The sequence below is a fragment of the Desulfobaculum senezii genome (genome assembly GCF_054657395.1).
On the sequence record NZ_BAAHYU010000002.1, the window covers coordinates 1,339,699 to 1,363,601 of the forward strand.

General features: G+C 61.5%; 23 protein-coding genes. 21 read left to right on the top strand and 2 right to left on the bottom strand.

Annotated elements, in window-relative coordinates; translation table 11 throughout:
- Positions 1–14 precede the first annotated feature (14 nt).
- The 10 genes from flgG to fliW all read left to right on the top strand — a co-directional run bounded on the left by flgG (position 15) and on the right by fliW (position 9,924).
- Positions 15–797: a flagellar basal-body rod protein FlgG gene (gene flgG / locus ACYQ2T_RS06830; RefSeq protein ID WP_404844695.1), complete on the top strand. Its 783-nt coding sequence runs from the start codon at positions 15–17 to the stop codon at positions 795–797.
- Between the two features lie 24 nt (positions 798–821).
- On the top strand, positions 822–1,847 hold the full coding sequence (gene flgA / locus ACYQ2T_RS06835) for a flagellar basal body P-ring formation chaperone FlgA (protein WP_459899519.1): 1,026 nt from the start codon (positions 822–824) through the stop codon (positions 1,845–1,847).
- Between the two features lie 27 nt (positions 1,848–1,874).
- The gene (locus ACYQ2T_RS06840; RefSeq protein WP_459899521.1) at positions 1,875–2,570 is read left to right on the top strand and encodes a flagellar basal body L-ring protein FlgH; all 696 of its coding nucleotides are present in this window, start codon (positions 1,875–1,877) and stop codon (positions 2,568–2,570) included.
- A gap of 100 nt (positions 2,571–2,670) precedes the next feature.
- Positions 2,671–3,768, top strand: coding sequence for a flagellar basal body P-ring protein FlgI (locus ACYQ2T_RS06845; protein ID WP_404845212.1), 1,098 nt, complete (start codon positions 2,671–2,673; stop codon positions 3,766–3,768).
- Positions 3,769–4,926 (top strand): peptidoglycan DD-metalloendopeptidase family protein, encoded by a 1,158-nt coding sequence (locus tag ACYQ2T_RS06850; RefSeq protein WP_459899523.1) that lies wholly within the window; start codon positions 3,769–3,771, stop codon positions 4,924–4,926.
- Between the two features lie 13 nt (positions 4,927–4,939).
- Complete coding sequence (locus tag ACYQ2T_RS06855) at positions 4,940–5,419, top strand: flagellar protein FlgN (protein WP_459899525.1); 480 nt, start codon at positions 4,940–4,942, stop codon at positions 5,417–5,419.
- Positions 5,419–7,533 (top strand): flagellar hook-associated protein FlgK, encoded by a 2,115-nt coding sequence (gene flgK, locus ACYQ2T_RS06860; RefSeq protein WP_459899527.1) that lies wholly within the window; start codon positions 5,419–5,421, stop codon positions 7,531–7,533. The genes ACYQ2T_RS06855 and flgK overlap by 1 nt, the downstream gene beginning before the upstream one ends.
- Positions 7,534–7,546: 13 nt before the next feature.
- Positions 7,547–9,109 carry a flagellar hook-associated protein FlgL gene (gene flgL / locus ACYQ2T_RS06865; RefSeq protein ID WP_459899529.1) on the top strand — a complete coding sequence of 521 codons (1,563 nt, stop codon included), beginning with the start codon at positions 7,547–7,549 and terminating at the stop codon, positions 9,107–9,109.
- Between the two features lie 72 nt (positions 9,110–9,181).
- Entirely contained in the window at positions 9,182–9,424 is a 243-nt protein-coding gene (gene csrA, locus ACYQ2T_RS06870; RefSeq protein ID WP_404844702.1) for a carbon storage regulator CsrA, read from the top strand.
- The gene (fliW, locus tag ACYQ2T_RS06875) at positions 9,397–9,924 is read left to right on the top strand and encodes a flagellar assembly protein FliW (RefSeq protein ID WP_459899531.1); all 528 of its coding nucleotides are present in this window, start codon (positions 9,397–9,399) and stop codon (positions 9,922–9,924) included. Before csrA ends, fliW begins: the two co-directional genes overlap by 28 nt.
- On the opposite strand, the gene flgM is transcribed toward fliW, so the two are convergent.
- Together flgM and ACYQ2T_RS06885 are read right to left on the bottom strand one after the other, a co-directional pair.
- Positions 9,921–10,217, bottom strand: coding sequence for a flagellar biosynthesis anti-sigma factor FlgM (flgM, locus tag ACYQ2T_RS06880; protein WP_404844704.1), 297 nt, complete (start codon positions 10,215–10,217; stop codon positions 9,921–9,923). The two genes, fliW and flgM, sit on opposite strands and share 4 nt — an antisense overlap.
- 27 nt (positions 10,218–10,244) lie before the next feature.
- Positions 10,245–10,661: a DVU0524 family FlgM-associated protein gene (locus ACYQ2T_RS06885; protein ID WP_459899534.1), complete on the bottom strand. Its 417-nt coding sequence runs from the start codon at positions 10,659–10,661 to the stop codon at positions 10,245–10,247.
- 160 nt (positions 10,662–10,821) lie between these two features.
- Between ACYQ2T_RS06885 and ACYQ2T_RS06890 the strand changes: the two genes are divergently transcribed.
- The 11 genes from ACYQ2T_RS06890 (at position 10,822) to recD2 (ending at position 23,830) form a co-directional block, all read left to right on the top strand.
- Positions 10,822–11,670, top strand: coding sequence for an NAD(+)/NADH kinase (locus tag ACYQ2T_RS06890; protein WP_459899536.1), 849 nt, complete (start codon positions 10,822–10,824; stop codon positions 11,668–11,670).
- A gap of 36 nt (positions 11,671–11,706) precedes the next feature.
- Complete coding sequence (gene mltA / locus ACYQ2T_RS06895; protein ID WP_459899538.1) at positions 11,707–12,888, top strand: murein transglycosylase A; 1,182 nt, start codon at positions 11,707–11,709, stop codon at positions 12,886–12,888.
- Positions 12,885–13,538: a DUF4254 domain-containing protein gene (locus ACYQ2T_RS06900; protein WP_459899540.1), complete on the top strand. Its 654-nt coding sequence runs from the start codon at positions 12,885–12,887 to the stop codon at positions 13,536–13,538. The genes mltA and ACYQ2T_RS06900 overlap by 4 nt, the downstream gene beginning before the upstream one ends.
- Positions 13,539–13,551: 13 nt before the next feature.
- Positions 13,552–14,982: an Asp-tRNA(Asn)/Glu-tRNA(Gln) amidotransferase subunit GatB gene (gatB, locus tag ACYQ2T_RS06905; RefSeq protein ID WP_459899541.1), complete on the top strand. Its 1,431-nt coding sequence runs from the start codon at positions 13,552–13,554 to the stop codon at positions 14,980–14,982.
- 13 nt (positions 14,983–14,995) lie between these two features.
- Positions 14,996–16,054, top strand: coding sequence for an S-methyl-5-thioribose-1-phosphate isomerase (mtnA, locus tag ACYQ2T_RS06910; protein ID WP_459899543.1), 1,059 nt, complete (start codon positions 14,996–14,998; stop codon positions 16,052–16,054).
- 125 nt (positions 16,055–16,179) lie between these two features.
- Positions 16,180–17,517, top strand: a complete 1,338-nt coding sequence (gene der / locus ACYQ2T_RS06915; RefSeq protein WP_459899545.1) for a ribosome biogenesis GTPase Der — start codon at positions 16,180–16,182, stop codon at positions 17,515–17,517.
- A gap of 165 nt (positions 17,518–17,682) precedes the next feature.
- The gene (locus tag ACYQ2T_RS06920; RefSeq protein ID WP_459899546.1) at positions 17,683–18,606 is read left to right on the top strand and encodes a branched-chain amino acid transaminase; all 924 of its coding nucleotides are present in this window, start codon (positions 17,683–17,685) and stop codon (positions 18,604–18,606) included.
- A gap of 106 nt (positions 18,607–18,712) precedes the next feature.
- Complete coding sequence (gene dnaX, locus ACYQ2T_RS06925; protein ID WP_459899548.1) at positions 18,713–20,581, top strand: DNA polymerase III subunit gamma/tau; 1,869 nt, start codon at positions 18,713–18,715, stop codon at positions 20,579–20,581.
- 25 nt (positions 20,582–20,606) lie between these two features.
- Complete coding sequence (locus tag ACYQ2T_RS06930; protein WP_404844714.1) at positions 20,607–20,918, top strand: YbaB/EbfC family nucleoid-associated protein; 312 nt, start codon at positions 20,607–20,609, stop codon at positions 20,916–20,918.
- A 9-nt stretch (positions 20,919–20,927) separates the two neighbouring features.
- Entirely contained in the window at positions 20,928–21,533 is a 606-nt protein-coding gene (gene recR / locus ACYQ2T_RS06935; protein ID WP_404844715.1) for a recombination mediator RecR, read from the top strand.
- Between the two features lie 110 nt (positions 21,534–21,643).
- The gene (recD2, locus tag ACYQ2T_RS06940) at positions 21,644–23,830 is read left to right on the top strand and encodes an SF1B family DNA helicase RecD2 (protein ID WP_459899551.1); all 2,187 of its coding nucleotides are present in this window, start codon (positions 21,644–21,646) and stop codon (positions 23,828–23,830) included.
- Positions 23,831–23,903: the final 73 nt, after the last annotated feature.

The window sequence follows — 23,903 nt, forward strand, 5'->3', positions numbered from 1 at the left end:
GGAGGCTACTCACCATGATGCGATCCTTATGGACGGCCGCGACGGGCATGGTCGCCCAGCAGCTCAACATTGACGTCATCTCGAACAACCTCGCCAACGTGAATACCATTGGCTTTAAAAAGAGCCGGGCGGAGTTCGAGGACCTGATGTACCAGAACCTCAAAATGGCGGGTTCCCCGACCGACGGCGGCGGCTTCACCCCCACCGGCCTGCAGGTTGGTATGGGTGTCAAACCCACGACGGTACACAAGTTTTTCACCCAGGGTGACTTTCAGAACACCAACAATCCGTTGGACATGGTCATCGAGGGCGATGGCTTCTTTCAGGTGGATATGAACGGTGAGCAGGCCTACACCCGTGCCGGTGCGTTCAAGTTGGACAACGAGGGCACTGTTGTGACGGCCAACGGCTACACCCTGCAGCCCGAGTTCACCGTGCCGGTGGACACCGCCAACATCGTCATCACGGACAAGGGCCATATGGCGGCCTTGGACAAGAACGGCGAGGAACTGGCGGCAACGGATATCCCGCTCTACACCTTCGTCAATCCCGCAGGCCTCAACAGCATCGGCAAGAACCTGTATCTGCCGACCGAGGCATCCGGCGACGCCACCGAAGGCACCCCGGGCGAGGACAACGTTGGCACCGTCGCTCAGGGTTTCATTGAAATGTCCAACGTCGAAATCGTTGACGAAATGGTGCAGATGATCGTTGGCCAGCGCGCCTACGAGGTGAACTCCAAGGCTGTGACCACCTCGGACCAGATGCTCCAGATTGCCAACCAGCTGAAGCGATAGCATGACCGAGCCAAGGAGGATGCGATGAATATGACACGCGACACCGCAGCAGGACGCAGGCTGTCGGACTTTGCTCCGGTGCTGGCGACCCTTATTGGGGCGCTGGTTGTGCTGTGCTGGCTGTTCGTTGCCGTGGCGCAGGCCGGGGAGACGCGGCCAACGTGGCGCATCGCCGTCCGGGACGCCGCAGTGGTGCAGGGCGATGTCGTGCGTCTTGGCGAGATTGCGTCCCCCGTGGGCAACCTGAAGCCCGATGAGTGGAAGGTGCTGGCGGCCACGGAATTGTGGAAGGCCCCGCGTGAGCGCGGCGACCAGACCAGCATCCCCCGTGAAAAGCTGCAGCGCATCATGGACTACTACCTTGAGGACTACGGCGAACTGTGCATTTTGCCCGGTCGCCTCGTGGTCCAGAAGGGCGGCAGGCTGGTGCGGCGCGATGGACTCATCAAGGGCATCGTCGAAACCTTGACGCCCAAGCTGAAGGCCATGCCCGGCGAGAATTCCCTGCGGGATTACCGCCTGCCGGATTATGTGTTCCTGAGCGACAGCCAGAATACGCTGAAGTACGAGATCACCGGCGATATAGAGCCGGGGCGTCTTTCGCTGCAGATTCTGGAGATGACCATGGACGGGCGGCTGTGCCGCCGCATGACGGGTACCGCGTTTGTGGACTCATGGCGCTCCGTGGCGTGTGCGGCCAAGCCGCTGAACCGCCGCGAAACCGTGACGCCGGATAAGGTGACCTTCATGCGCAAGAACGTGGCCTACCTGCGCAACGCGCCGTGGGACGGCAAGACCATGGGCGTGCGAGTGATGCGCTCCGTGGGCGAAGGGCAGGTCATCTACGCCGAGATTCTCGACGATGTGCCGTTGGTCTCGCGCGGGGACAAGGTCACGCTGCTTTTTGAAGGGCGGAACATTCAGCTTGCCGTGACGGCCAAGGCCCTTGAGGACGGCCGCTTCGGCGAAACCATCGTGGTGCGCAATCTGCAAAGCAACCGCGAGGTGTCCGGCGTCGTCCGCGACGGCGGTTCTGTGGTCGTGCGCTAGCACGGCCCAATATGGAGGAAGGAGACAATGAGAAAGAACGTGATACTCCTGTTGGCCGTTGTTGCCCTGTTTGGGTGCACGCCGCAGCAGAAAGTCAGCCAGCCCATGCCCGTGCTTAACAGGCCCATGGAACAGGCGCCGCCGCCGGAGGTGAACCCCGGCTCGCTGTACAGCCCGGATGACGCGGGGTTCCTGTTCTCGGACAACCGCGCCCGCCGCGTTGGCGACATTGTGCAGGTGAACATCGTCGAGACGTCCAACGGCAAGCACACCGCCGATACCACGTCGGACCGCGACTCGACCATGAGCATGAACATCACCGGCTTCTGGGGCCGCTCCAAGGCGGAGCTTCCCGGCGTGGGCAGCATCGGTAACGTGGGCGAGACGCCCATCGTTGGCGGCACCGTAGCCAATACCTTTGAAGGAACGGGCGAGACGAGCCGCACGTCCAACGTCTCCGCCACAGTGGCGGCGCGCGTGGTCCGCGTGATGCCCGGCGGCCTGATGCAGATTGAAGGCGCGCGGCAGGTGAAGGTCAATAACGAGACGCAGGTACTGGTGGTTCGTGGACTCGTGCGCGGCAAGGACATCCGCCCGGACAACTCCGTCACGTCCAACTACATCGCCAATGCGCAGATTGAGTACTACGGTCAGGGCGTGCTTGCCGACAAGCAGCGTCCCGGCTGGCTGACCCGTCTGCTGGATAATGCGTGGCCCTTCTAGCCGCGCTCGCATCGAGAAACCGGAGAGAGACATGAACCAAGGCATTACCGCACACCGCCAGATTCCGCGCCGTCCTGCCGACAGGACACTGGTGCACATTATGACGTTTGCGCTGGCGCTTGTGCTGGCTGCGGGAAGCTGCCTGTGGCCCGCCAAGGCCGAGGCCGTGCGTTTGAAGGATTTGGCCACCTTTGCAGGTGTGCGCTCCAACCAGCTGGTGGGCTACGGCCTTGTGGTTGGTCTGAGCGGCACCGGCGACAAGAAGAAATCGCGCTTCACCATCCAGTCCATGGTCAACATGCTGGAAAAGATGGGTGTGGCCGTAGACAGCGCCACCCTCCAGCCCAAGAACGTGGCCGCGGTGATGGTGACGGCCAAGATGCCGGTTTCCGCCCGTCCCGGCTCCCAGCTTGATGTGACGGTGTCGTCCCTTGGCGACGCCAGCAGTCTGCTTGGCGGCGTGTTGCTGATGACGCCGCTCAAGGGCATTGACGGCAAAATCTACGCGCTGGCGCAGGGGCCGATGGTTCTTGGCGGCATGTCCGTTGACGGACAGGCCGCATCCGCGCAGAAGAACATCCCCACCGTAGGAGCCATCCCCAACGGCGCCACAGTGGAGCGCGCCGTGCCCTTTAAGTTCAACACGCAGGACGAAATGGTTCTGCATATGAACAACCCCGATTTTTCCACCACCATGGATGTGGTTGAGAAGATCAACCAGACCATGGGGCAGGAGTATGCCCGCGCCGATGATATCGCCACCATCAAACTCGCCATTCCCGAGGAGTTCCGTGGCAACCTCGTCCCGCTGATGGCATCCCTTGAGAATCTGGAAGTCAGCCCGCAGGGCAAGGCCAAGGTTGTGGTGGACGAAAAGACCGGCACCGTGGTGCTTGGGCGCGACGTTCGCCTGTCCAAGGTGGCTGTGGCCCATGGCAGCCTGCAGATTGTGGTGCGCGAGGGACAGGACGTGTCCCAGCCCACAGCGCCCTTTGGCGGCGGCGAGACCGTGGCTACACCGCAGACCGACATCGCCGTGCAGGAAGAGAACAAGCGCCTCATGCTCATGGAGGGGGCAACCCTTCAGGAACTGGTGGACGGCCTGAACTCCATTGGCGCAACCCCGCGCGACCTTATCTCCATCCTGCGCACGCTCAAGTCCGCTGGCGCTCTGCACGCGGAATTGGAGGTCATCTAAATGGTAGGCCCGAAGCTGAATGCCGAAGCCGCCATGATGCAGGCCGACCAGAGCGAAGCGCTGAAGCGTAAGCTGGGTCTGGATCAGTTGCGGCGCCAGCTCGCCACCGGCGAGACGGAAGAAAAGAAGCTCCGCAAGGCATGCGAGGGCTTCGAGGCGGTGTTCATCAATAAGCTGTGGAAGCAGATGCGCACCAATGTCCCGCAGGAGGGCTACCTCCATAGCCGTGAGGAAAAGTTCTACGTGGGCATGTTCGACCAGAAGCTGGCCGAAAAGCTCGCAGACTCCGGGGGCGTTGGCATTGGCGATATGCTGTTCAACCAGCTGCGCGAGCAGCTCCTTGACGGCAGTCGTACCGCGCGCACCGTGCGCAAGTCTCCGGAGGAACTGAATCCGCTGGAGATGCCGGAACGTGCGGATGCGGCGCAGGCCTCGGGCATCAATATCAAAAAGAAGCCGCCCCTTGAGGTGGTTTCCGAACCGGAGGAGGGCGGGGCCAAGCGCCCCGCCGCCCCGGCGCCCGAACCCGTGCGCGAGCCGCAGGCCGTGGTTGATGACGCCGCCGTGGTCGCGTCCGTCAAGAAGGACCGCCTGCCAGCCGCCGCGCCGCCGGAACTGATGGCCAAGGCCATGCAGCTTGCCGCGAGCATCGAGTACCAGCACGCCCGCACCTCGGCAGGTGCGCCCCCGGACCTGAAGGCCGAGCCCGTTGCGGCGCCTGCCGCACCGGTGGAGCGGGGGGCCCTGTCGTGGCCCGCGCTTGGAACGGTGCAGGGCGAATTCGGGTGGCGGACGGACCCGGTGACCGGCGCACGGGAGTGGCACCCCGGCCTTGATATTGCCGGGCGCGAGGGCGACCCCGTGGCCGCATGCTGGGGCGGAAAGGTCGTTTTTGCCGGAGAGCAGGGGCGCTACGGCCAGACCGTGGTCATAGAGCACCCCGGCGGATGGCGCAGTATGTATGGGCACAACCAGAAAAATTTGGTTGAAATTGGTCAGGTTGTCGAAGCTGGTCAGAAAATTGCAACAATGGGAGATACCGGGAGCGCACCCGGAACGATTCTCCACTTTGAACTGCGCCAGGGCGATCAGGCCATGAACCCGGAGCGCGTCCGGGAGACCATGCAGGCCGTGGCGTCCGCAGACGACAACGCATAAACGGAGCGCGTACATGTTGAGCCGAATCAAGGAAAACATACACCGCCAGAACAAGGCGATGGATTTCCTCCATGAATTGCTTGAGGAAGAATTTTCCCATCTTACGGGCCACGACCCCCAGCAGGTGACCAGCATCGAGCTGTCCCTGCAGGAGCTGTTGCGCCAGATTGCCATGGAGCGCGTCTACCTGCGCCAGCTGGTTACGGAAATGGTCCCCGAGGCGGCGAACATGGCCGACCTGACCGCCACGCTGACGCCCGAGGAGGCCGCCCCCATTCAGGACGTGCTGGACGAGGTGGACGCCAAGGAGCAGGTCTGCGCCGTACAGGCGGAGAAGAATGCCCAGCTTGCCGTTGCCCTTGTGGAGCAGAGCACCAGCATGCTGGAGTTCATGCACCAGCAGATTCAGCCCAAGCAGGAAAACACCTACGGCCGCAGTGGACGCTACGCCAAGCACCACCCCCAGGCCGCGCTGCTTAAAGGGAGGCTCTAATGCCCGGAGTCAACTCGATTCTCGACATCGGTAAACTGGGTCTTTTCGCGTCTCAGTCGGCAATCGAGGTCACCGGCAACAATATCTCCAACGTTAACACCCCCGGGTACAGCCGTCAGCGCGTTAACCTCGAAGAGGCTATCAGCATTGACTATCGTCCCGGCCAGATGGGAACGGGTGTTCGCGCTACGGAGGTTGTCCGGTATTTCGACGAGTTCGTTGAGCAGCAGTTTACGGTGAAGGTTGCCGACAGAAGCCGCTGGGACGCCCTGTGGCAGAACCTGCGCAGCGTCGATGGCCTGTTTAACGAAAGCTCCACCCGCGGCATTAGCTCGTCTATGGACCAGTTCTTTAACGACTGGCAGGACCTGTCCGCCCCCGGTTCGGCGCAGGCCAAGCGCGAAGCGCTGCTTGGCAACACCCGCACGCTGCTGAGCGCCATCCACACGGCGCAGTCCGACATGGAGCGCATGCAGCAGCAGATGAACGGCTTCATTGAGCAGGAAGTGGAAGATATCAACAATCTCATCCACGACATTGCCGCTGTGAACGCCGAAATCGCCATCCATCACGATCCCGGCAAGAACAACGCCAACTCGCTGCTGGACCAGCGCACCCAGCTGGTGCGCGATCTCGCCAACCGTATGGACATCGATTACATCGACAACGGTGGCGGCAACTTCACGGTGCTGACCAAGGCCGGGCACACCCTCGTGGACGGCAATCAGACCTATGAAATTACGATGGAGAACGCCAAGACCGTCGCGAACCTGACCCCCGGTTCCGGCTTTGATGGCGAAATCTACTTCGAAGGCAGCGACGACTTTGAGTACACCGTTGAGGTGCTCACTGATGGCGACGTCTCCAGCGGCGCAGGCGCGGCAACCTTCCGCGTGTCCCTTGACGGCGGCCGGACGTGGATGACCGATGAAGACGGCAACGAAAAGCATTTTTCCGCCCGCCCCGAGGGTGGCAAGGTCAGCGTCGGCGACCTGAACATCTGGTTCGGTGAAAAAAGCGACGCCGGAACCGCCCCCGGTACAGATCTTTCGGCCGGAGACTCCTTTACCATCGTGCCCAAGGCGGGCCTGTACTGGTACAAGAATACCTCCACGGCCATGAACATCACGCCGCAGTCCTACAGCAACGGCGCAGACGACAAGCGTCGCCTGACCGGCGGTTCCCTGACCGGCTACTTCCACTTCCGCGACCAGCACGTGGGCAAGTACAAGGACCGTTTGGACGCCCTTGCCAAGTCGCTGGCGTGGGAAGTGAACCGCCTGCACTCGCAGGGCGTTGGCGAGCAGAAGTTCACCGATGTGACGGGGACCTACACCGTCAACTCCTCGTCCGTGGCCCTTGGCAGCAACTCGTCGGGCCTTGCCTTTGGCGACAAGCTCCAGAAGGGCAACGTGGAGATGTTCGTCTACGACTCCACGGACGGTTCCGTGATTTCCAGCGGCGCGCTTGACTTTGGCGGCGGCGCAAGCTTTGACCCCGCCGTGCATACGCTGGACGATGTGGCAACGGCCATCAACAATACCTTTGGCGCCAACGTGACAGCGTCCGTCTCCAACGGGCAGCTGCGCATCCAGAGCGACGACCCCGATGTGGAGTTCGCCTTTGGTTCGGACTCATCCGGTCTGTTGGCCGGCCTTGGCATCAACACGTATTTTCAGGGCAGCAGCGCCAGCGACCTTGAGCTGAACGCCGCCATTGTCAAGGACCCTGAACTGCTGGCCATGGGGCACGTCAACGGCGCGGGCGAGGCAAACCTCGGTGACCGCGTGACCGCCACCAATATTGCCAAGCTCAAGGACAAGGACGTTGGCATCAGCACCAGCCGCGAGGGGCGTACGGAACAGACCCTGAACGAATACTACAACAACATCGTCGGAACCGTTGGTGCGGATACCTCGGCCGCCGAATACAACTACAAGTTCAACAACACGCTGGCCCAGAATCTTGAAGACCGACAGGAAGAGGTCTCCGGAGTCAACCTCGACGAGGAAATGGGCAATCTTATCAAGTTTCAGCATTCCTACACGGCGGCGGCCAAGCTGATAACCACCGCCGACCAGATGCTGCAAACCGTGCTGGCACTCAAGAACTAGGAAGGTTCACGTCATGCCTATCAGAGTTTCACACAGGAGCCGTTTCACGTTCTTCATCGGCAACATGAATTCTTCGCTTGCCGATTTGATGGAACTGAACACGCAGGCCGCCACCCAGAAGAAGATCAACAAGCCCTCGGACAATTCGTCCGGTATGGTGCAGGTACTGGACCACCGCAACACCCTGAACTCCATCGCGCAGTATCAGGAGAACGTCACCAACGCCAAGGGCTGGTTGGCCGTGGCCGACGACAAGCTCACCAAGGCCAACGAAATCCTGACGCAACTGCGCGGGCTGGCCGAGCAAGCCGCAACGGGCACCATAAGCGACGACAACCGCGAGCAGGCCAGCTACGAGGCGCGCCAGCTGCTGGACGAGCTTATCGCCCTTGGCAACACCGAGTATCAGGGCAACTACATCTTTTCCGGCCACAAGACGGACACGCAGGCCTATGAGCGTGCCCTGTGGGTGACGGACAGCGATGGCAATTCCACGGACGCAAACGGCGACCCGCAGTTCTCCGTGACAGGTGGACTGGAGCGTTCCGCCATTGTGCGTTTTTTGGATACCGGCGACATCGGCGGCGGCTCCGCCATCAACTACGAGTACTCCACTGACGGTGGCCGTACCTTCTCCTCCGGAACCATCCCGGCGGGCGCGGGCGACAAGACCATCACCATCGGCGGCGCGCAGTTGACGCTTAATGACGGCATGCATGTGGACGCGGTGGATACCAGTGTGGACTCCACCAACAACAACGGCACCACCCTGTGGGTTCGTCCCTCGGCCCGCTACAAGGGCGACGACGTGGACTCCATCAGCGTGCAGGATTTTGGCAATCTGCCTGCGGGCATGAGCGCCAGCGCGGCGGGCGTATTCGGCGGCAACGTGACGGTGCGTGTGGACTCGGGCAATACCCTGACCGCGGGCAACACGGTGGAGTATTCCTACTCCATGGACGGCGGCGCAACGTGGGAGACGGGCCAGACCGCCACAGTGGCGGCCGACGGTGAACTGACCTTTAATGTGCCCGGCGGTCACCTGGACCTTGCCGGCGGCGCAGCGGGCGATACCATTTCCACGGACAGCCAGTTCCTCGTCCGGCCGCGCTCGGGAAAAATCGATCTGCAAATAGGTCCTAACGAGTCGATTGAAATAAATAATATTGGCAAAGATATCTTTGGCGGTGTATATGCATCACCAAGCGGGAGTGGAGTCACTCTTGCCACCGGATTGCCTCTGGACCAGAACATGTTCGACGTCATCGGGGAGATGGTGGGCTATCTGGAGACGAACAATCAGCAGGGTTGTCAGGAGAGTTTGGAGCAGATTGATGCTGTGTCCAAGCACATCCTGACCAATGCCGCCCGCGTTGGCGCGGCGGAAAACCGCCTGCAGATTACCGAGAACACCCTCGGCGCTCTGAAGCACAACGAAACGAGCAGACTGTCCGACGTAGAGGATGCTGACGTCAGTGAACTGATGACCCAGCTGGCCAACCAGCAAATCATCTACGAGACGGTGCTCAGGTCGTCGTCCATGATCATGAGGATGAGTCTGGCGAACTTCATGTAATGAATCGCCGCCCCGGCCGCCTCTGGTATAACCCGGGCGGCTTATGGTAAACTTTTACGCACTCGGGATGACATGCTCATCTTAACACGACGCCCAGGGGAGAGCATCTACCTTGGGGACGACATCAAGATAACCGTCCTCAGCGTGCAGGGGAAGCAGATCAAAATCGGGCTGGAAGTGCCCGATGATCTGCCAGTGTATCGTGAGGAAGTGTATTTACGGGTTCAGGAGCAAAATAAGCTCGCCCTCCAACTGTCAGATCAGGATTTGTTCGCCGCGACACAGCTATGGCAGACAGAAAAGAAGAAAAAGTGATCCAGACACGGCTCGGTACGCTGACCGTGGACATGGAGCGTGTGATTGCCTTTCCGCGCGGGCTTATAGGCTTTGAGGACTGCAAGCAGTTCAGCCTTGTGCAGCTTCGCGAGGATTCGCCTTTTCTCATCCTGCAGAGCATTACGCATCCGGAGCTTGGCCTGCTTGTGGCCGACCCGTTTTCGTTTATGCAGGACTACAACATCAAACTCGGCAACGCCGAACAGAAAATCCTGCAGCTGGACAGCGCGGAACAGGTGGCGGTGCTGGTGACCGTCAACATCCCGCAGGGCAAGCCGGAGCATACCGCGCTGAACCTGACGGGCCCCATTATGGTCAACCATCAGGCCCGCATTGGCCTGCAGGTGCCGCAGGTGGATTCCAAGTACCCCAGCAGGTATTACATTCACGGAGAGGGTGGGGAGCTTCCCGCGCCCGGCACCGAGGTGCCTTCGGCAGGGCAGAAGGATGAGACCGGGGGAACCGGACCCGCCGACTAGATCAGCAGGTCCAGATCCTCCTCAACGATCTTTTGCGCGGTTTTGCGGGTGTCCGGAACATATTCTCCCGCATCAACCTGCGCCTTGATGGCCAGAACCTTGGCGCGGCGGACTTCCGGAGCCGTCTGCGCCTCGCTCAGGGCGGAACTGTAGAGCTTGCCTTCAGAGGACAATTCTACGGAGTCGCCCTTTTTCGTATGGGCGCTGGATGAGCGCCCCTTGCCGGGGCCTGAACCGGGTTTCTCGACCTGCTCATAGGTCTTGAGCCCGGTGAGCGGTCCGAGTATTTTCATGGTTTCTCCCCCCTTTTCGCATTGCAGCTAGAGCATCGTGTCGTCGACCTTTTCGAGAGTGATGTCCCACAGGCGCTTGATGATGAGGTTCCGCTCTTCGATTGAGACTTCTTCGGGGCCGTCCTCAGTGAGCTTGTAGATGCGCATGTCGGCCTCGCCCGGAGGATAGGTCAGCTCAATGCTGTTTCCGAACTCGGCTTCAAGCGCGGCGCGAATCTCTTGTACAACGGTGTTGTCGCTACCCGCAGCCATAAGGTTTTCAATGATTTCTCGAGAAACTTGCTCTACCAGCATACGCCGCTTGGCCAGACGGGATATCTGGACGTCGTCCTCGGCGGCAGTCGCCGCAAGCGATTGCTTGAAGCGTTCCAGACGCCGGGCACTGGTCAGTTGCCGCCCGTAGGTCCGAAGCATTGTTTTGAGCTGATATGAGTTTGCCGTCACGTACTGGTTCCCTCTTGCCTGTGGTATCGGCACGGATTGAACGAATCTTTAGGAAAAAATACAGGAAAAATGAAAAAATTTCATTCCGGGGGTATATTCCTGTCGGGAAAGGATCACGATTCTTGAATAGTAGACGGGTTTTGTCTAGGTAAGGACTTCTATGCTGAATGATATCAAGAAGATTTTCATCGTAACGAAGGCCCGCGACGCTCAGGCGGCGGACCTCGCCGTCGAGATAGCTGGCTGGCTGGACGCCCACGGCGTCACTTCCGAAACCGTGGAGCATCACCGGGGGCTGGGCAGTCTGCCGTGCACTGTGAATGGGTGCGACCTTGTCCTTGTCCTTGGCGGCGACGGCACCATGCTGGGCGTTGCCCGCGAGGTGGCGGGTACGTCGCCCATGCTGGGGCTAAACCTCGGGCGGCTTGGCTTTTTGACGGAAGTCCCCCGCGACAGCTGGCAGGATTTTTTGACCAGCCTGCTGGCGGGCCGCATGCAGGTCCGCAGGCGTCTGGCGCTGTCCTACAGTGTGGCGCACGCGGACGGCAGGCAGACGGCGGGTACCGTCATCAACGACATTGTGGCCAACCGGGGCTGTTTGGCGCGGCTCATCAACCTGACCGTGCGCGTGGACGGCGAAAGCCTTGGCACCATGCGCGCCGACGGGTTGGTGCTCTCCACACCCACAGGCTCCACAGCTTATTCCATCTCCGCAGGCGGTCCCATTGTGCATCCGGATATCGAGGCTGTCACCGTCACGCCCATTTGTCCGTTCATGAACACCTTCCGCCCCATGGTGCTGCCCGCCGCCAGCCGCATTGAAGTGGTGGTGGAGGACCCGGACCCGGAAGTGTTCCTGACCATCGACGGGCAGGAGTGCGTCGCCCTTGGGCAGGGGGATGTGATTACCGTGCACAAGGACGAAATGGGCCTGCTGCTCGTGGAACCGGAGGCCCCGACATATCTGACCCGCCTGCGCGCCAAGGGTGTTATAGAGTACACCCGCTGACCACGCTTATCCTCTGACCTCTCATCGGGAGCGACAATGTTTCGATATGCAAGGCTACTGGCCCTGATTCTGCTCTTTTCGCTTTTTGGCTGTGCCAAACCCCCAGCGCCGCCGCTGACCTTCGTTTCCGACGACAATGCCGCCCGCCAGACCGCAGAGCGCATGCGCCCGGCTGGGCAGGATATGCAGTCGTGGATGGACATGGAGGAGGGCGTGCGCCGCAGTTTGGCGTATGTGTCCGTCAAGCCGCAGGGCGCGACGGCGGTGCGTGTGGAGGACTTCTCCCTGACGTGGGGCGAGCTGCGCCGCAGTCTGGAGGAGCTTTTGGAGGTGCTGCCGCGCCTCGACGCGGAGCCGGACCTGTTGGCGGAGCATTTTCGGTGGTACCGCCTGTCGCAGGGCGCGCTGATGACGGGCTATTACGCGCCCTACATCGAGGCCAGCCCCGTGCGGACCCCGGAATACCGCTATCCACTTTATGGCGTGCCTGAGGACCTGCGCACGCTGGACCTTGGCGACTTTCACCATCGCTGGAAGGGTCAGCGCCTTGTCTACCGCATGGAAAACGGCAAGCCCGTCCCGTACTACGACCGTCAGGAAATCGACTTTGAAGGCGCGCTGCGCGGACGCGGCGAGGAAGTGGCGTGGGCCAAGAATATTGTCGATGTGTTCTTTTTGCAGATTCAGGGCTCCGGCCTGCTGCACTACCCGGACGGCACCAAGCACCACATCCTGTACGCCGGAAAAAATGGACGCAAGTATGTAAGCCTTGGCAAGATACTCATCCAGCGAGGCATGCTGACCCGTGAAGGCGTCAGCATGAAGAGCATTCGCGACTATTTGGCCGAGCATCCCGAGGAAATTCCCGATTTGCTCGCCACCAATCCAAGCTATGTTTTCTTCCGAGTTGGGACCGATGGCCCCTACGGCGCGATGGGGAAATTGTTGACGCCGAAGGTTAGCGTGGCTACAGACCCTAAGTTTCTGCCGCTTGGTTCGGTGCTGGCCTTTGAGGCGGACTTTCCGCCGGAGGCGCCGGGCGAGGAGGGCGAACGCATCGCTGGTCTGGGGCTGGCGCAGGATACGGGCGGCGCCATCAAGGGCGCGCGGCTCGACTGGTACTGCGGCAGTGGCCCGGATGTCGAATATTTTGCCGGACACATCAAGGCTCCGGCTTCCGTGTATATGCTTGTAAGCAAAGAGGTTCTGAAACGATGACAAGACCCGGCTTCGCCGAGTTGAAGAAGACGCTTGAGGAATGCTTCGCCGAGCAGGTCGCCTATGTTGCGGACTGGCATACGGCCGAGCCCGAGGACATTGACGTTCCCGAGGGTGAGGCTACGCCCGCGACCCTTCGCGCCCTCATCGCGCGCGAGCATCTGCGCAATTACCGCCTGTGGCACGTCGAGGACGAAGCCCGCCGCAAGGACGTCGGCCCCGAAATCATCGCCCAGTGCAAGCGCGATATCGACGGGCTGAACCAGTCCCGCAATGATTATATGGAAAAGGTGGACGCCTGCATTGTGGAGCTTGTTTTGCCGCACCTGCCGCAGAATGCCGCCGAGCGGTACAATACCGAAACCATCGGCGCGGCGGTGGACAGACTGTCCATCATCAGCCTGAAGATGTTCCACATGCGCGAGCAGACCGAGCGCGCGGACGTCAGCGAGGAGCACATCCGCTCCTGCCAGCAGAAGCTGGCCGTTCTGCAGGAGCAGAGCGCGGACCTGCGCCGCAGCGTTCTGGAGCTTGTGGATGACTACGCCGAAGGCCTCAAGCGCCCCAAGGTCTATTATCAGTTCAAGATGTACAACGATCCCAGCCTGAACCCGGCCGTGTACGGTGCGGCTCAGGCCGCGTCCAAATAGAGCGGAGGTTACGATGGCCCAGTACGAAGCCGTCATCGGGCTGGAGGTTCACGCCCAGCTCAAGACGAAGTCCAAGCTCTTCTGTTCCTGCTCCACGCAGTTCGGCAAGGAGCCGAACTCCAACGTGTGCCCCGTGTGCACCGGCCAGCCCGGCAGCCTGCCGGTCCTGAACCGCCGCGCCGTGGAATACGCCACCAAGATGTCCCTCGCCATCGGCTGCACGGTGAACGAGCGCTCCATCTTTGCGCGCAAGAACTATTTCTACCCCGATCTGCCCATGGGGTATCAGATTTCCCAGTTCGACCTGCCCATTGCCGAGCACGGCAAGGTGGACATCGACGTGGACGGCGCAAAGAAGACCATCGGCGTCACGCGCATCCACATGGAGAACGACGCGGGCAAAAGCGTGCACTCGCAGGCGGATAACGCCAGCTACGTGGACCTGAACCGCGCCGGAACGCCGCTCATCGAGATTGTTTCCGAGCCGGACATGCGCTCCCCCGAGGAAGCCGTGGCCTACCTGCGCTCCCTGCATTCCATCCTGCTGTACCTCGGCATCTGCGACGGCAACATGGAGGAGGGCAACTTCCGCTGTGACGCCAACGTCTCCATCCGCCCTGTGGGGCAGGAAGAGTTCGGCACCCGCGCAGAGCTGAAGAATATGAACTCCTTCCGCAACGTCCAGCGCGCCATTGCCTACGAAATCAGCAGGCAGGAAGATTTGCTGGACGACGGCGAGGCCGTGGTGCAGGAGACCCGCCTCTTTGACGCCGACAAGGGCGTGACCCGCTCCATGCGTGGCAAGGAAGAGGCGCACGACTACCGCTATTTCCCGGACCCGGACCTTGTGCCGCTGGTGCTGGACCACGAGTGGGTGGAAGAGCTCCGCGCCGGTCTGCCTGAGTTGCCCGCCGCGCGCCGCGTCCGGTTCATTGAGCAGTACGGCCTGCCGGAAAGCGACGCGGAGCTGCTCACCGGCGACCGCGCCCTTGCCGACTACTTTGAAAAGACCGTGGCCGCCTATGACCAGCCGAAAAAGGTCTGCAACTGGATTTCTACGGACATTCTGCGCATGGTCAATGAATGCGGCGGCTCCATCGCGTCCTGCGGCCTTGCGCCCGAGGATTTTGCCACGCTGGTGCGCATTGTGGACGAGGGCGTCATCAACCAGAAGGTGGGCAAGAACGTGCTTGGCGAACTCTTTGCCGAGGGCGGCGACCCCGAAGCCTACGTCAAGGACAAGGGCCTTGTGCAGATTTCCGACACCAGCGCCCTTGAGACGGCGGTGGACGAAGTCATTGCGGACAACCCGTCCGAGGTGGAGGCCTTCCGCGGCGGCAAGACGAAGCTCATGGGCTTCTTTGTCGGCCAGGTGATGCGCAAGACCAAGGGACAGGCCAACCCCAAACTGGTGAATCAGATTCTGGCCGACAAGCTCAAATAGCCGGAGGAACAGCATGGATTGGCATATTCAGTATTCGGACGAGAAAGCGTGCCTGATGCTTCTGGACCAGCGCTACCTGCCCGGCAGGGAAGACTGGTACGCCTGCACCGACACGCAGAGCACCATCTACGCCCTGCAGACCATGGTGGTGCGCGGCGCGCCCGCCATTGGCGTTACCGCGGCCTATGGCTGCTGGCTTGCCGCGCGCGAGGCGGCGGGCGAGGGCTGGCGCGAGCGTCTGGGCCAGCTGCTGACGGACCTTGAAAACGCCCGCCCCACAGCAGTGAACCTGCGCTGGGCCGTGCGCCGTATGCGCGCCGCGTGGGCAGAGCGTCCGGAGCTTGACCATGCCGGTCTGTGCGCCTTTTGGCTGGAGCTGGCACAGCATATCCATGACGAGGACAAGCGGTTGTGCCGTCTTATCGGCACGCACGGCGCGGCTGTCCTCGACGACGGCGACACGGTGATGACCCACTGCAACGCTGGCGCGCTGGCCACGGCGGACTACGGGACTGCCCTCGGCGTTATCCGCGGCGCGGTGGACGCGGGCAAGAGCATCAGCGTCATCGCCAACGAGACCCGTCCCTTCCTGCAGGGCGCCCGCCTGACGGCGTACGAACTGCACAAGGACGGCATCCCGGTGAAGGTTGCCTGCGACAACGCCTGCTCCCTGCTCATGAAGCGCGGGCTTGTGGACAAGGTGGTGGTGGGTGCGGACCGCATCGCCGCCAACGGCGACGCCGCCAACAAGATTGGCACCAGCGGCGTGGCCATCCTTGCGCGGCACTATGGCGTTCCCTTCTACGTGGCGGCCCCGCTGTCCACCATCGACAGGGAAACGCCAAGGGGAGACGACATCCCCATTGAGGACCGCACCCCGCGTGAGGTCACCCACGTTGGCGACCACCAAATCACGCCCGATGGGGTGGGGGTGTTCAATTATGCGTTCGACGTGACCCCCGCCGAGATGATAGCGGGTATCGTCACGGAGCGCGGCGTGCTGCGTCCGCCCTTCGGACCAGCCATCGCCGCCGCGTTTTCAGAGCGTGACGACGAGGAAGCCGCAGTATAGTCTTTCCGTGCGCACCAAGTGCACACGGCCCTAAGGACGACGGTGCGGGCCGGGAGGGGGAAACCCCGGTCCCGGCCCGCTTTCGTGTTCAAAACCGCATAAAATTCGAGTACAACGGTATTATTATGTTACCGACAATAGCCCTTATAGGACGCCCCAATGTGGGCAAGTCCACCTTGTTCAACAGACTGATTCGCAGGCAGAAGGCGCTGACGCACGACCTGCCCGGCGTCACGCGCGACCGCATCTACGGCGAAGTCCGTGCCACGGAAAAGCCCTTTGCCCTTGTGGACACCGGCGGTCTGGTCATGGACGAGAACGAAAACTTTGAGCAGGAAATCCTCCAGCAGGCGCACGAGGCCATTGCGGAATCGCAGGTCATCCTGCTGGTGGTGGACGGCAAAAACGGCCTGAACCCCGTTGACGAACAGGTCGCCCGCGACCTGCGCGAAAGCGAAAAGCCCGTTTTGCTGGTGGTCAACAAGGTTGACGGCTACGAGAAGGAAGACCTCGCCATCGAGTTCCATTCCCTCGGCCTTGACCTCATCCCCATCAGCGCCGCCCACGGCTACAACGTGCCGGACCTTCTGGAGCGCGTTGGCGAACTGATTGACGGCACCGGCTTTGACTACAACGCCTATGAAAATGCCGAGGAAGACGCCGGGCTTCGCCTTGCCATGGTGGGCCGCCCCAACGCGGGCAAGTCATCCATCTGCAACGCCATGCTGGGCGAAAAGCGCTTCATCGTCAGTGACCGCGCGGGCACAACGCGCGACAGCGTGGACGTGACCTTTGAACGTGGCAGCCGCCGCTACACCTTTGTGGACACCGCCGGTGTGCGCCGCAAGGGCAAGATTTCCGACTCGCTGGAGCGCTTCTCGGTGCTGCGGTCCCTGAAGGCGTCCAAGAACGCGCAGGTGGCCGTGCTCACCCTCGACGCCGAGGATGGCGTGACCCTGCAGGACAAAAAGCTGCTGTCGTTCCTCGACCGCGAGAAGACGCCGCTTATTCTGGTGGTCAACAAGATGGACCTCATCCCCAAGGACAAGCGCGACAAGGTCAAAAAGTACTTCAAGGAAGAACTGCGCATTGCCCCCCATGTGCCCATCGTCTACACCTCCGCCGTGACCAAGGCTGGCCTTGGCGGACTGTTGCCGCTGGCGGACAAGCTGTGGCAGGAGTGCCAGATTCGCGTGACCACGGGCGTACTGAACCGCAGCCTGCAGGACGCCATCACCCGGCACCAGCCGCCGGTGGTCAAGCGCCGCCGCGCGAAGTTCTACTACCTGACGCAGACGGACATTACGCCGCCCACCTTCGTGTTCTTTGTGAACAATCCGGACCTCGTGAAGGCATCTTACCAGCGCTATCTGGAGAACCAGCTTCGGAAGTCCTTTGGCCTTAAAATGGCCCCGATGCAGGTGTATTTCCGCTCCAGCCACGACAAGAACAAGAAGAAGTAGCGCTTTCTGTAGCATCTCCGGCACTTGAACGGTTTTGCCGTCTTGACCGGACCAGAGGAATTTCATACCGTTTCCCGATTGCTTGACAATCCGAGATGAAGGCCCCGTTCGCGATTTCCGTGGACGGGGCCAAGAACTCGACGCTACGCATAGGGAGAAATACGAATGGTTCAGCAAGTGGAAAGCATCTGGTTCGACGGCAAACTCGTGCCTTGGAATGAGGCACAGGTTCACGTCCTGACACATACCCTGCACTACGGCTGTGGCGTGTTTGAGGGGATTCGCGCCTACAAGCTGGCAGACGGCGGCTCTGCCGTGTTCCGCCTGAAGGAGCACGTGCACAGGCACTTCAACTCCGCCAAAATCTTGGAAATGCAGATCCCCTTCACCGAGGACGAAATCTGCGACGCCATCCTTGAGACGCTGCAGGCCAACAAGATGGACGAGGGCTATATCCGCCCGCTGTCCTTCATCGGCGCTGGAGCTATGGGCGTCTTCCCCGGCGACAACCCCATCCAGACCATCATCGCAACGTGGCCTTGGGGGGCGTATCTGGGTGAAGAGGCTCTCGACAAGGGCATCCGCGTCAAGACCTCCAGCTTTACCCGTCACCACGTCAACGTGATGATGACCAAGGCCAAAACCAGCGGCAACTACGTCAACTCCGTGCTCGCCAAGCGCGAGGCACTGGCCGACGGCTACGACGAAGCCCTGATGCTCGACACCGAGGGCTACGTGTCCGAAGCCACGGGTGAGAACATCTTCATCGTGCGCGGCGACACCATCAAGACCACACCGTTGACCTCCGTCCTCGACGGCCTGACGCGCAACAGCATCATCACCGTGGCCAAGGACCTTGGCTACGAGATCGTGGAACAGCGCTTCACCCGCGATGAGTTGTACTCCGCCGATGAGGCGTTCTTCTGTGGCACCGCCGCCGAGGTGACCCCCATCCGCGAGGTGGACCGCCGCCAGATTGGTGCCGGAACCGGTGGCCGCATCACCAAGCATCTGCAAACGGAATACTTCAAGGTCGTGAAGGGCGAGAATCCGAACTACGCCCACTGGCTGGACCGCTACACGGTATAGCCTGACGGCCCGGAGATATTGAGCCGGACACCACGAGCCGGACATATCGAAACGAACAGCCGCGCCGCGCCCGCATCCCGGGCGCGGCGCATATGACAAGGACCACATGAGCCAGTCTCACCTGACGCACAAGTACCGCCCGCAGAGCTTTTCCGACGTGGCCGGACAGGAAACCATCAAGGCCATCCTGTCCCGCGCCGCCGCAACGGGAAAGATTGCCCCGGCCTACATGTTTTCCGGCACGCGCGGTGTCGGCAAGACCACCATCGCCCGCATCTTCGCCAAAGCCATCAACTGCGAGCACGGCCCCGCGGCGGAACCCTGCAACGAGTGCGTGCACTGCCGCCAGATTGCCGCCGGCGCTGCCGTGGATGTGGCCGAGATTGACGGTGCGTCTAACACCGGCGTTGACGACGTGCGAAGCCTCAAGGAAGACGTGGGCTTTGCGCCCATCGACTGCCGCTACAAGGTCTTCATCATTGACGAAGCGCACATGCTTTCCAAAAGCGCCTTCAACGCGTTGCTGAAAACGCTGGAGGAGCCGCCTGCGCACGTCACCTTCATTATGGCTACGACTGAGCCGCATAAATTTCCGCCCACCATCATCAGCCGCTGCCAGCACTACACTTTTCAGCGCTTGACGCAGAAGGGGCTGGAAGCGCACCTGACGAACGTCCTGCAGGCCGAAAGCCTTGGCTGTGAGCCCGAGGCCGTGTCCCTTATCGCGCGGCGCGGCGCAGGCAGTGTGCGCGATTCCATGTCCCTGATGGGGCAGGTGCTGGCCCTTGGCGGCGACACCCTGACCACGGACGACGTGCGTACTGTCCTTGGCCTTGCCGGACGCGATATCATGTTCCGGCTCATGGAGGCCCTGCACGCCCGCGACTGTGTGGGCGTGTCCCAGATTCTGGCAGAGATTCTTGATCAGGGGCTGGACCTTGGATTTTTCCTGCGCGAACTCACCGAAGCGTGGCGCACGCTGTTCCTGCTGGCCCAATCCGGCGAGCGGGCGCTGACCGTTCTGGACATTCCGGAAGAGGAAGCGCGCCAGTGGATGGAGTGGGTGCCGCGTTTTTCCGTTGCGCATATTCACGCCTGCTGGCAATTGACATTGGAAGGGCAGCAGCGCGTGCGGCAGAGCTTAGAGCCTGCCCTTGCCCTTGAACTGCTGCTGCTCAACCTTGCCTACCTGCCCGAGCTTGTTGGGCTGGAGAGTGCGGGAACCGGCAGCACGCCCCCAGCCCCCGCGCCGGGGAGCAGCGGCGCGCCGAGTGGTGCGGCCAGTCCGGCGTCTGGCGGCGCTGGTGCTCCGCCCGCACAGGGCGGAGGCATGCAGAGCGCGCCCAAGAGTCGGCCCACTGCCCCGCAGCAGGCCGCGCCGCGTCAGGCTCCGCCGCGTCCGCAGCAGGCCGAAGCCGTGGCTGTGGCCGAACCGCCGCGCCCGGTGGTGGAGCAGAGCGCTCCGGCCCAGACGCCGCGCCAACAGGGCGACCCGGCCATCTCGCGCCGCGAACAGCGCCGCAGCGCCCCGCAGCCGGCGCGGACCTATGCCTCAACCGAAGGTCTGCCCCAGGTCCCCGCTGGTCCCAAGACGTGGGAGACGTTTTTGGACTATGCGGAAGAGGCCAAGCAGGCAACCGGGCGGGGCATTACCGGCCTGCGCCAGGTCAAGGCTACTGTGTCCGGCGGGACCTTGCTGCTGCATTGCAACAACAAGTTCCATTGCGAGCAGATTAAGGCCGATAGCTCCTTTTCGTTTTTGCAGGAGTTGGTTCGCGAGTTTTTCGGACCGGAGTGCACCATTGACTTCCGGTTCCAGACCAAGGAGCGGAAAAACCGCTCGCAAATCAAGGATGAGGTGAGCCGTCACCCTGTCGTCGAAGATATGATGAAGGAATTCGACGCACAGGTCGTCAGCGCCGGACCGCGTACGGACGCGGCGCAGGACGGCGGCTCTGGCCCCAACGCCAATTGATATACCGCTTGTAAGGAGATACACGATGAAAGGCATGAACGACCTGATGCGTCAGGCCCAGATGATGCAGCGCAAGATGAGCAAGCTCCAGGAAGAAATGGAGGACCGCACCGTTGAAGCCTCCGCCGGTGGCGGCATGGTGACCGTCGAGGCCACCTGCTCCGGTTCCGTCAAGGCGCTTAAGATTGATCCTTCCGTTGTGGACCCCGAAGACGTTGAAATGCTGCAGGACCTCATCCTCGCCGCCATCAACGAAGCCGTGAAAAAGGGGAAGGACACCCAGCAGGCCGAGATGCAGGGCCTCACCGGCGGCATCAATATCCCCGGCATGTTCTAGGGGGCGACCGTGCAGCAGCTCCCGGAACCGCTGAAGGCGGTTGTTGACCAGTTGGCGCAGTTGCCGGGGCTGGGCCCGAAGTCCGCTCTGCGCGCGGCGCTGACCATCCTCAAGTGGCCACGGCCCCGCGCCAGCGCCCTTGGGCAGAGCGTGCTCGACCTGCGGGAAAAGCTGTGCATCTGTGAGCAGTGCGCCAGCCTGTCCGATTCTACGCCCTGCAGCATCTGTGCAGACGCCGCCAGAAACGACGATGAACTCATGGTCGTGGCGGAGTGGGATAGCCTCATCGCCATTGAGGATGGCGGATTCTTCAAGGGCAAGTATCTTGTCCTTGGCGGTCTGCTTGCCCCGCTGGATAACGTCAGCACCCAGAACCTTGAAATTGGCCGATTGCGCAAGCGCCTCGACGAGGGCCGCATCCGCGAGGTTATCCTCGCCCTTGGCACCACCCTCGACGCGGAAGCAACGGCAACCTACATCAAGGAATTGGTGGAAAAGAACTACCCCGGCGTGAACGTAACGCGTCTGGCACAGGGCATTCCCTTGGGGTCCGAGGTCAAGTACATTGACCGCGAGACGCTCCGCCAGTCGCTGGAGTTCCGCCAGAAGCTGTGATGGCCGCAGTCCTTGACGCGTCCGCGAACACATGAGACGTAGCCGGGTGGATTCCCAGAAGTAGGGAATCCCCCGGTTTTTCTTTTTATTCTTTCAGGAGTCCTGCGGCCATGTCCGATACACTGAAGGCCGAGATTAAAAATATAGTCTTCCACAATCCGTCCAACGGCTACCTCGTGGCGCGCGTCGTCAGCGAGGGGCAGCCCGGCGTCATCACCATTGTTGCCACCATGCCCGAACCGCACCCCGGCGAAATGATGACCCTGCACGGCCAGTGGAAGGAGCATCCCCGCTTTGGCCGTCAGTTTCAGGTGGAGACGTGGGAGCAAGTCATGCCCGCCACGCTCAACGGCATCCGGCGCTATCTCGGCTCCGGCATGGTCAAGGGTATTGGTCCCGTGCTGGCAACACGGCTGGTGGACGCCTTTGGCAAGGACGTTCTCGACATCCTCGAAAACGACCCGGAAAAGCTGCTCACCGTAGAAGGGCTTGGCCGCAAGAAGCTCGAGGCCATCAAGGTCTCGTGGGATGCACAGCTTGAGGTGCGAAACCTCATGATTTTCCTGCAAAGCCACAACGTCCCCCCCACTTACGCCGCGCGCATCTTCAAGCGCTACGGCAACGGCGCCGTGGCGAAGCTCAAGGAAAATCCCTACGAGCTGGCCTACGAGATTCGCGGTGTGGGCTTCAAGACCGCCGACAGCATGGCCCTTAAGCTGGGCTTTGCCGAAACAGCCCCCCAGCGCATGGAGGCCGCGGTCATCTATGCGCTGTTTTCCGCCAGTGAGAAGGGGCACCTGTTTCTGCCCGTTGAAAAGCTCATCGACGCCGTGGACAAGCTCATCGGCGGGGTGGACCCGCAGTGCATTGAGGACGCCGTGTCTGCGCTGGAAGGGCGCAAGCGCGTAGCCGTGGAGTCACTGCCCGCGCAGGATGTGGAGCGGGCCGTCTACCTGATGCATTTTTACCGGCACGAAAGGGAGATTGCCTCGCGCTTCCTTGCGCTGTGTGAGCACCCGACGCCCATGGACCTTGAAAAGATCCGCCGTCTGCTGCCGCAGCTTGAGGTGGACGAGGACATCCAGCTCTCCAGCGAGCAGCGCGACGCCGTGCTTGGCGGATGCGAGAACAAGGTCTTTGTGGTCACGGGTGGACCGGGTACGGGTAAGACCACCATCACCCGCGTTATGGTGCGCGCCATGGATAAGATGGGCTTCAAGATTAAGCTCGCCGCACCAACGGGCCGCGCGGCCAAACGCATGGCCGAGGCCACGGGCTACCCCGCGTCCACACTGCACCGCATGCTCCAGTACCAGCCTGACGGCGGATTTGCCCATAACGAGGAGAAGAAACTCAAGGCGCAGGCCGTTATCATTGACGAGGTGTCCATGCTTGATACCTCGCTGTGCCTTGCGCTTCTTCGCGCGTTGCCGCTGACGTGCCGCCTTGTGCTCATTGGCGACGTGAACCAGTTGCCCTCGGTTGGTCCGGGCAACGTGCTGGCGGACATTCTGAACAGCCAGTCTGTGCCCAGCGCGCGCTTGACGCATATCTACAGGCAGGCGCAGGAGAGCCTTATCGTCACCAACGCCCACCGGGTGAACAGCGGCCAACTGCCCGAATGCTCGCCGAAACCCGCCCCGGCCAATGATTTCTTTTGGGTGCAGCAGGAGGACGCAGCGCGCATCCAGCGCCTTATCGTCCAGTTGGTGACGGACCGCATCCCCGACATGTACGGCCTTGACCCCATGCGCGACATTCAGGTGCTAACGCCCATGCACAAGGGCGACCTTGGCACCCAGACCCTGAATCAGATTCTGCAGGAGCATGTGAACCCCGGCGAAGGCGGCATCCGGCGCGGCAATCATACCTTCCGCAAGAACGACAGGGTGCTCCAGATGCGCAACAACTACGACAAGGACGTCTTCAACGGCGACCTTGGCTGGGTGAAGACCATCGAGCCAACGCGCGGGGAGATGCTGGTGGACTTTGAAGGGCACGTCGTCAGCTATGAGCTGAAGGACATTGACGAACTGGCCCCGGCCTTTGCCGTTAGCGTGCACAAGTCGCAGGGCAGCGAGTATCCGGCCATCATCATGCCCGTGGTCACTCAGCACTATATGCTGCTGCAACGCAATCTCATCTACACGGCGCTGACCCGCGCCAAGCGCCTTGCCGTGCTTATCGGCGGGCGCAAGGCCGTGCAGATTGGCGTCTCGCGCGAGGACAGCAACAAGCGCTTCACCCACCTGCAATACCGCATTCAGGAAGCCTTTAACGATTTGCTCTGCGGATAGGGTCTCCTCATCGTCCCGGTTTTGCGGTACTCTGCAAGACTCCAGATTTTTTTGGAGCCTCGCACCACCGCAA

What these genes read in the sequence shown, in the direction of transcription:
- flgG (WP_404844695.1), top strand. Translation starts at nt 15, where the DNA reads ATGATGCGATCCTTATGGACGGCCGCGACGGGCATGGTCGCCCAGCAG.
- flgA (WP_459899519.1), top strand. Translation starts at nt 822, where the DNA reads ATGAATATGACACGCGACACCGCAGCAGGACGCAGGCTGTCGGACTTT.
- ACYQ2T_RS06840 (WP_459899521.1), top strand. Translation starts at nt 1,875, where the DNA reads ATGAGAAAGAACGTGATACTCCTGTTGGCCGTTGTTGCCCTGTTTGGG.
- ACYQ2T_RS06845 (WP_404845212.1), top strand. Translation starts at nt 2,671, where the DNA reads ATGACGTTTGCGCTGGCGCTTGTGCTGGCTGCGGGAAGCTGCCTGTGG.
- ACYQ2T_RS06850 (WP_459899523.1), top strand. Translation starts at nt 3,769, where the DNA reads ATGGTAGGCCCGAAGCTGAATGCCGAAGCCGCCATGATGCAGGCCGAC.
- ACYQ2T_RS06855 (WP_459899525.1), top strand. Translation starts at nt 4,940, where the DNA reads ATGTTGAGCCGAATCAAGGAAAACATACACCGCCAGAACAAGGCGATG.
- flgK (WP_459899527.1), top strand. Translation starts at nt 5,419, where the DNA reads ATGCCCGGAGTCAACTCGATTCTCGACATCGGTAAACTGGGTCTTTTC.
- flgL (WP_459899529.1), top strand. Translation starts at nt 7,547, where the DNA reads ATGCCTATCAGAGTTTCACACAGGAGCCGTTTCACGTTCTTCATCGGC.
- csrA (WP_404844702.1), top strand. Translation starts at nt 9,182, where the DNA reads ATGCTCATCTTAACACGACGCCCAGGGGAGAGCATCTACCTTGGGGAC.
- fliW (WP_459899531.1), top strand. Translation starts at nt 9,397, where the DNA reads ATGGCAGACAGAAAAGAAGAAAAAGTGATCCAGACACGGCTCGGTACG.
- flgM (WP_404844704.1), bottom strand. Translation starts at nt 10,217, where the DNA reads ATGAAAATACTCGGACCGCTCACCGGGCTCAAGACCTATGAGCAGGTC.
- ACYQ2T_RS06890 (WP_459899536.1), top strand. Translation starts at nt 10,822, where the DNA reads ATGCTGAATGATATCAAGAAGATTTTCATCGTAACGAAGGCCCGCGAC.
- mltA (WP_459899538.1), top strand. Translation starts at nt 11,707, where the DNA reads ATGTTTCGATATGCAAGGCTACTGGCCCTGATTCTGCTCTTTTCGCTT.
- ACYQ2T_RS06900 (WP_459899540.1), top strand. Translation starts at nt 12,885, where the DNA reads ATGACAAGACCCGGCTTCGCCGAGTTGAAGAAGACGCTTGAGGAATGC.
- gatB (WP_459899541.1), top strand. Translation starts at nt 13,552, where the DNA reads ATGGCCCAGTACGAAGCCGTCATCGGGCTGGAGGTTCACGCCCAGCTC.
- mtnA (WP_459899543.1), top strand. Translation starts at nt 14,996, where the DNA reads ATGGATTGGCATATTCAGTATTCGGACGAGAAAGCGTGCCTGATGCTT.
- der (WP_459899545.1), top strand. Translation starts at nt 16,180, where the DNA reads ATGTTACCGACAATAGCCCTTATAGGACGCCCCAATGTGGGCAAGTCC.
- ACYQ2T_RS06920 (WP_459899546.1), top strand. Translation starts at nt 17,683, where the DNA reads ATGGTTCAGCAAGTGGAAAGCATCTGGTTCGACGGCAAACTCGTGCCT.
- dnaX (WP_459899548.1), top strand. Translation starts at nt 18,713, where the DNA reads ATGAGCCAGTCTCACCTGACGCACAAGTACCGCCCGCAGAGCTTTTCC.
- ACYQ2T_RS06930 (WP_404844714.1), top strand. Translation starts at nt 20,607, where the DNA reads ATGAAAGGCATGAACGACCTGATGCGTCAGGCCCAGATGATGCAGCGC.
- recD2 (WP_459899551.1), top strand. Translation starts at nt 21,644, where the DNA reads ATGTCCGATACACTGAAGGCCGAGATTAAAAATATAGTCTTCCACAAT.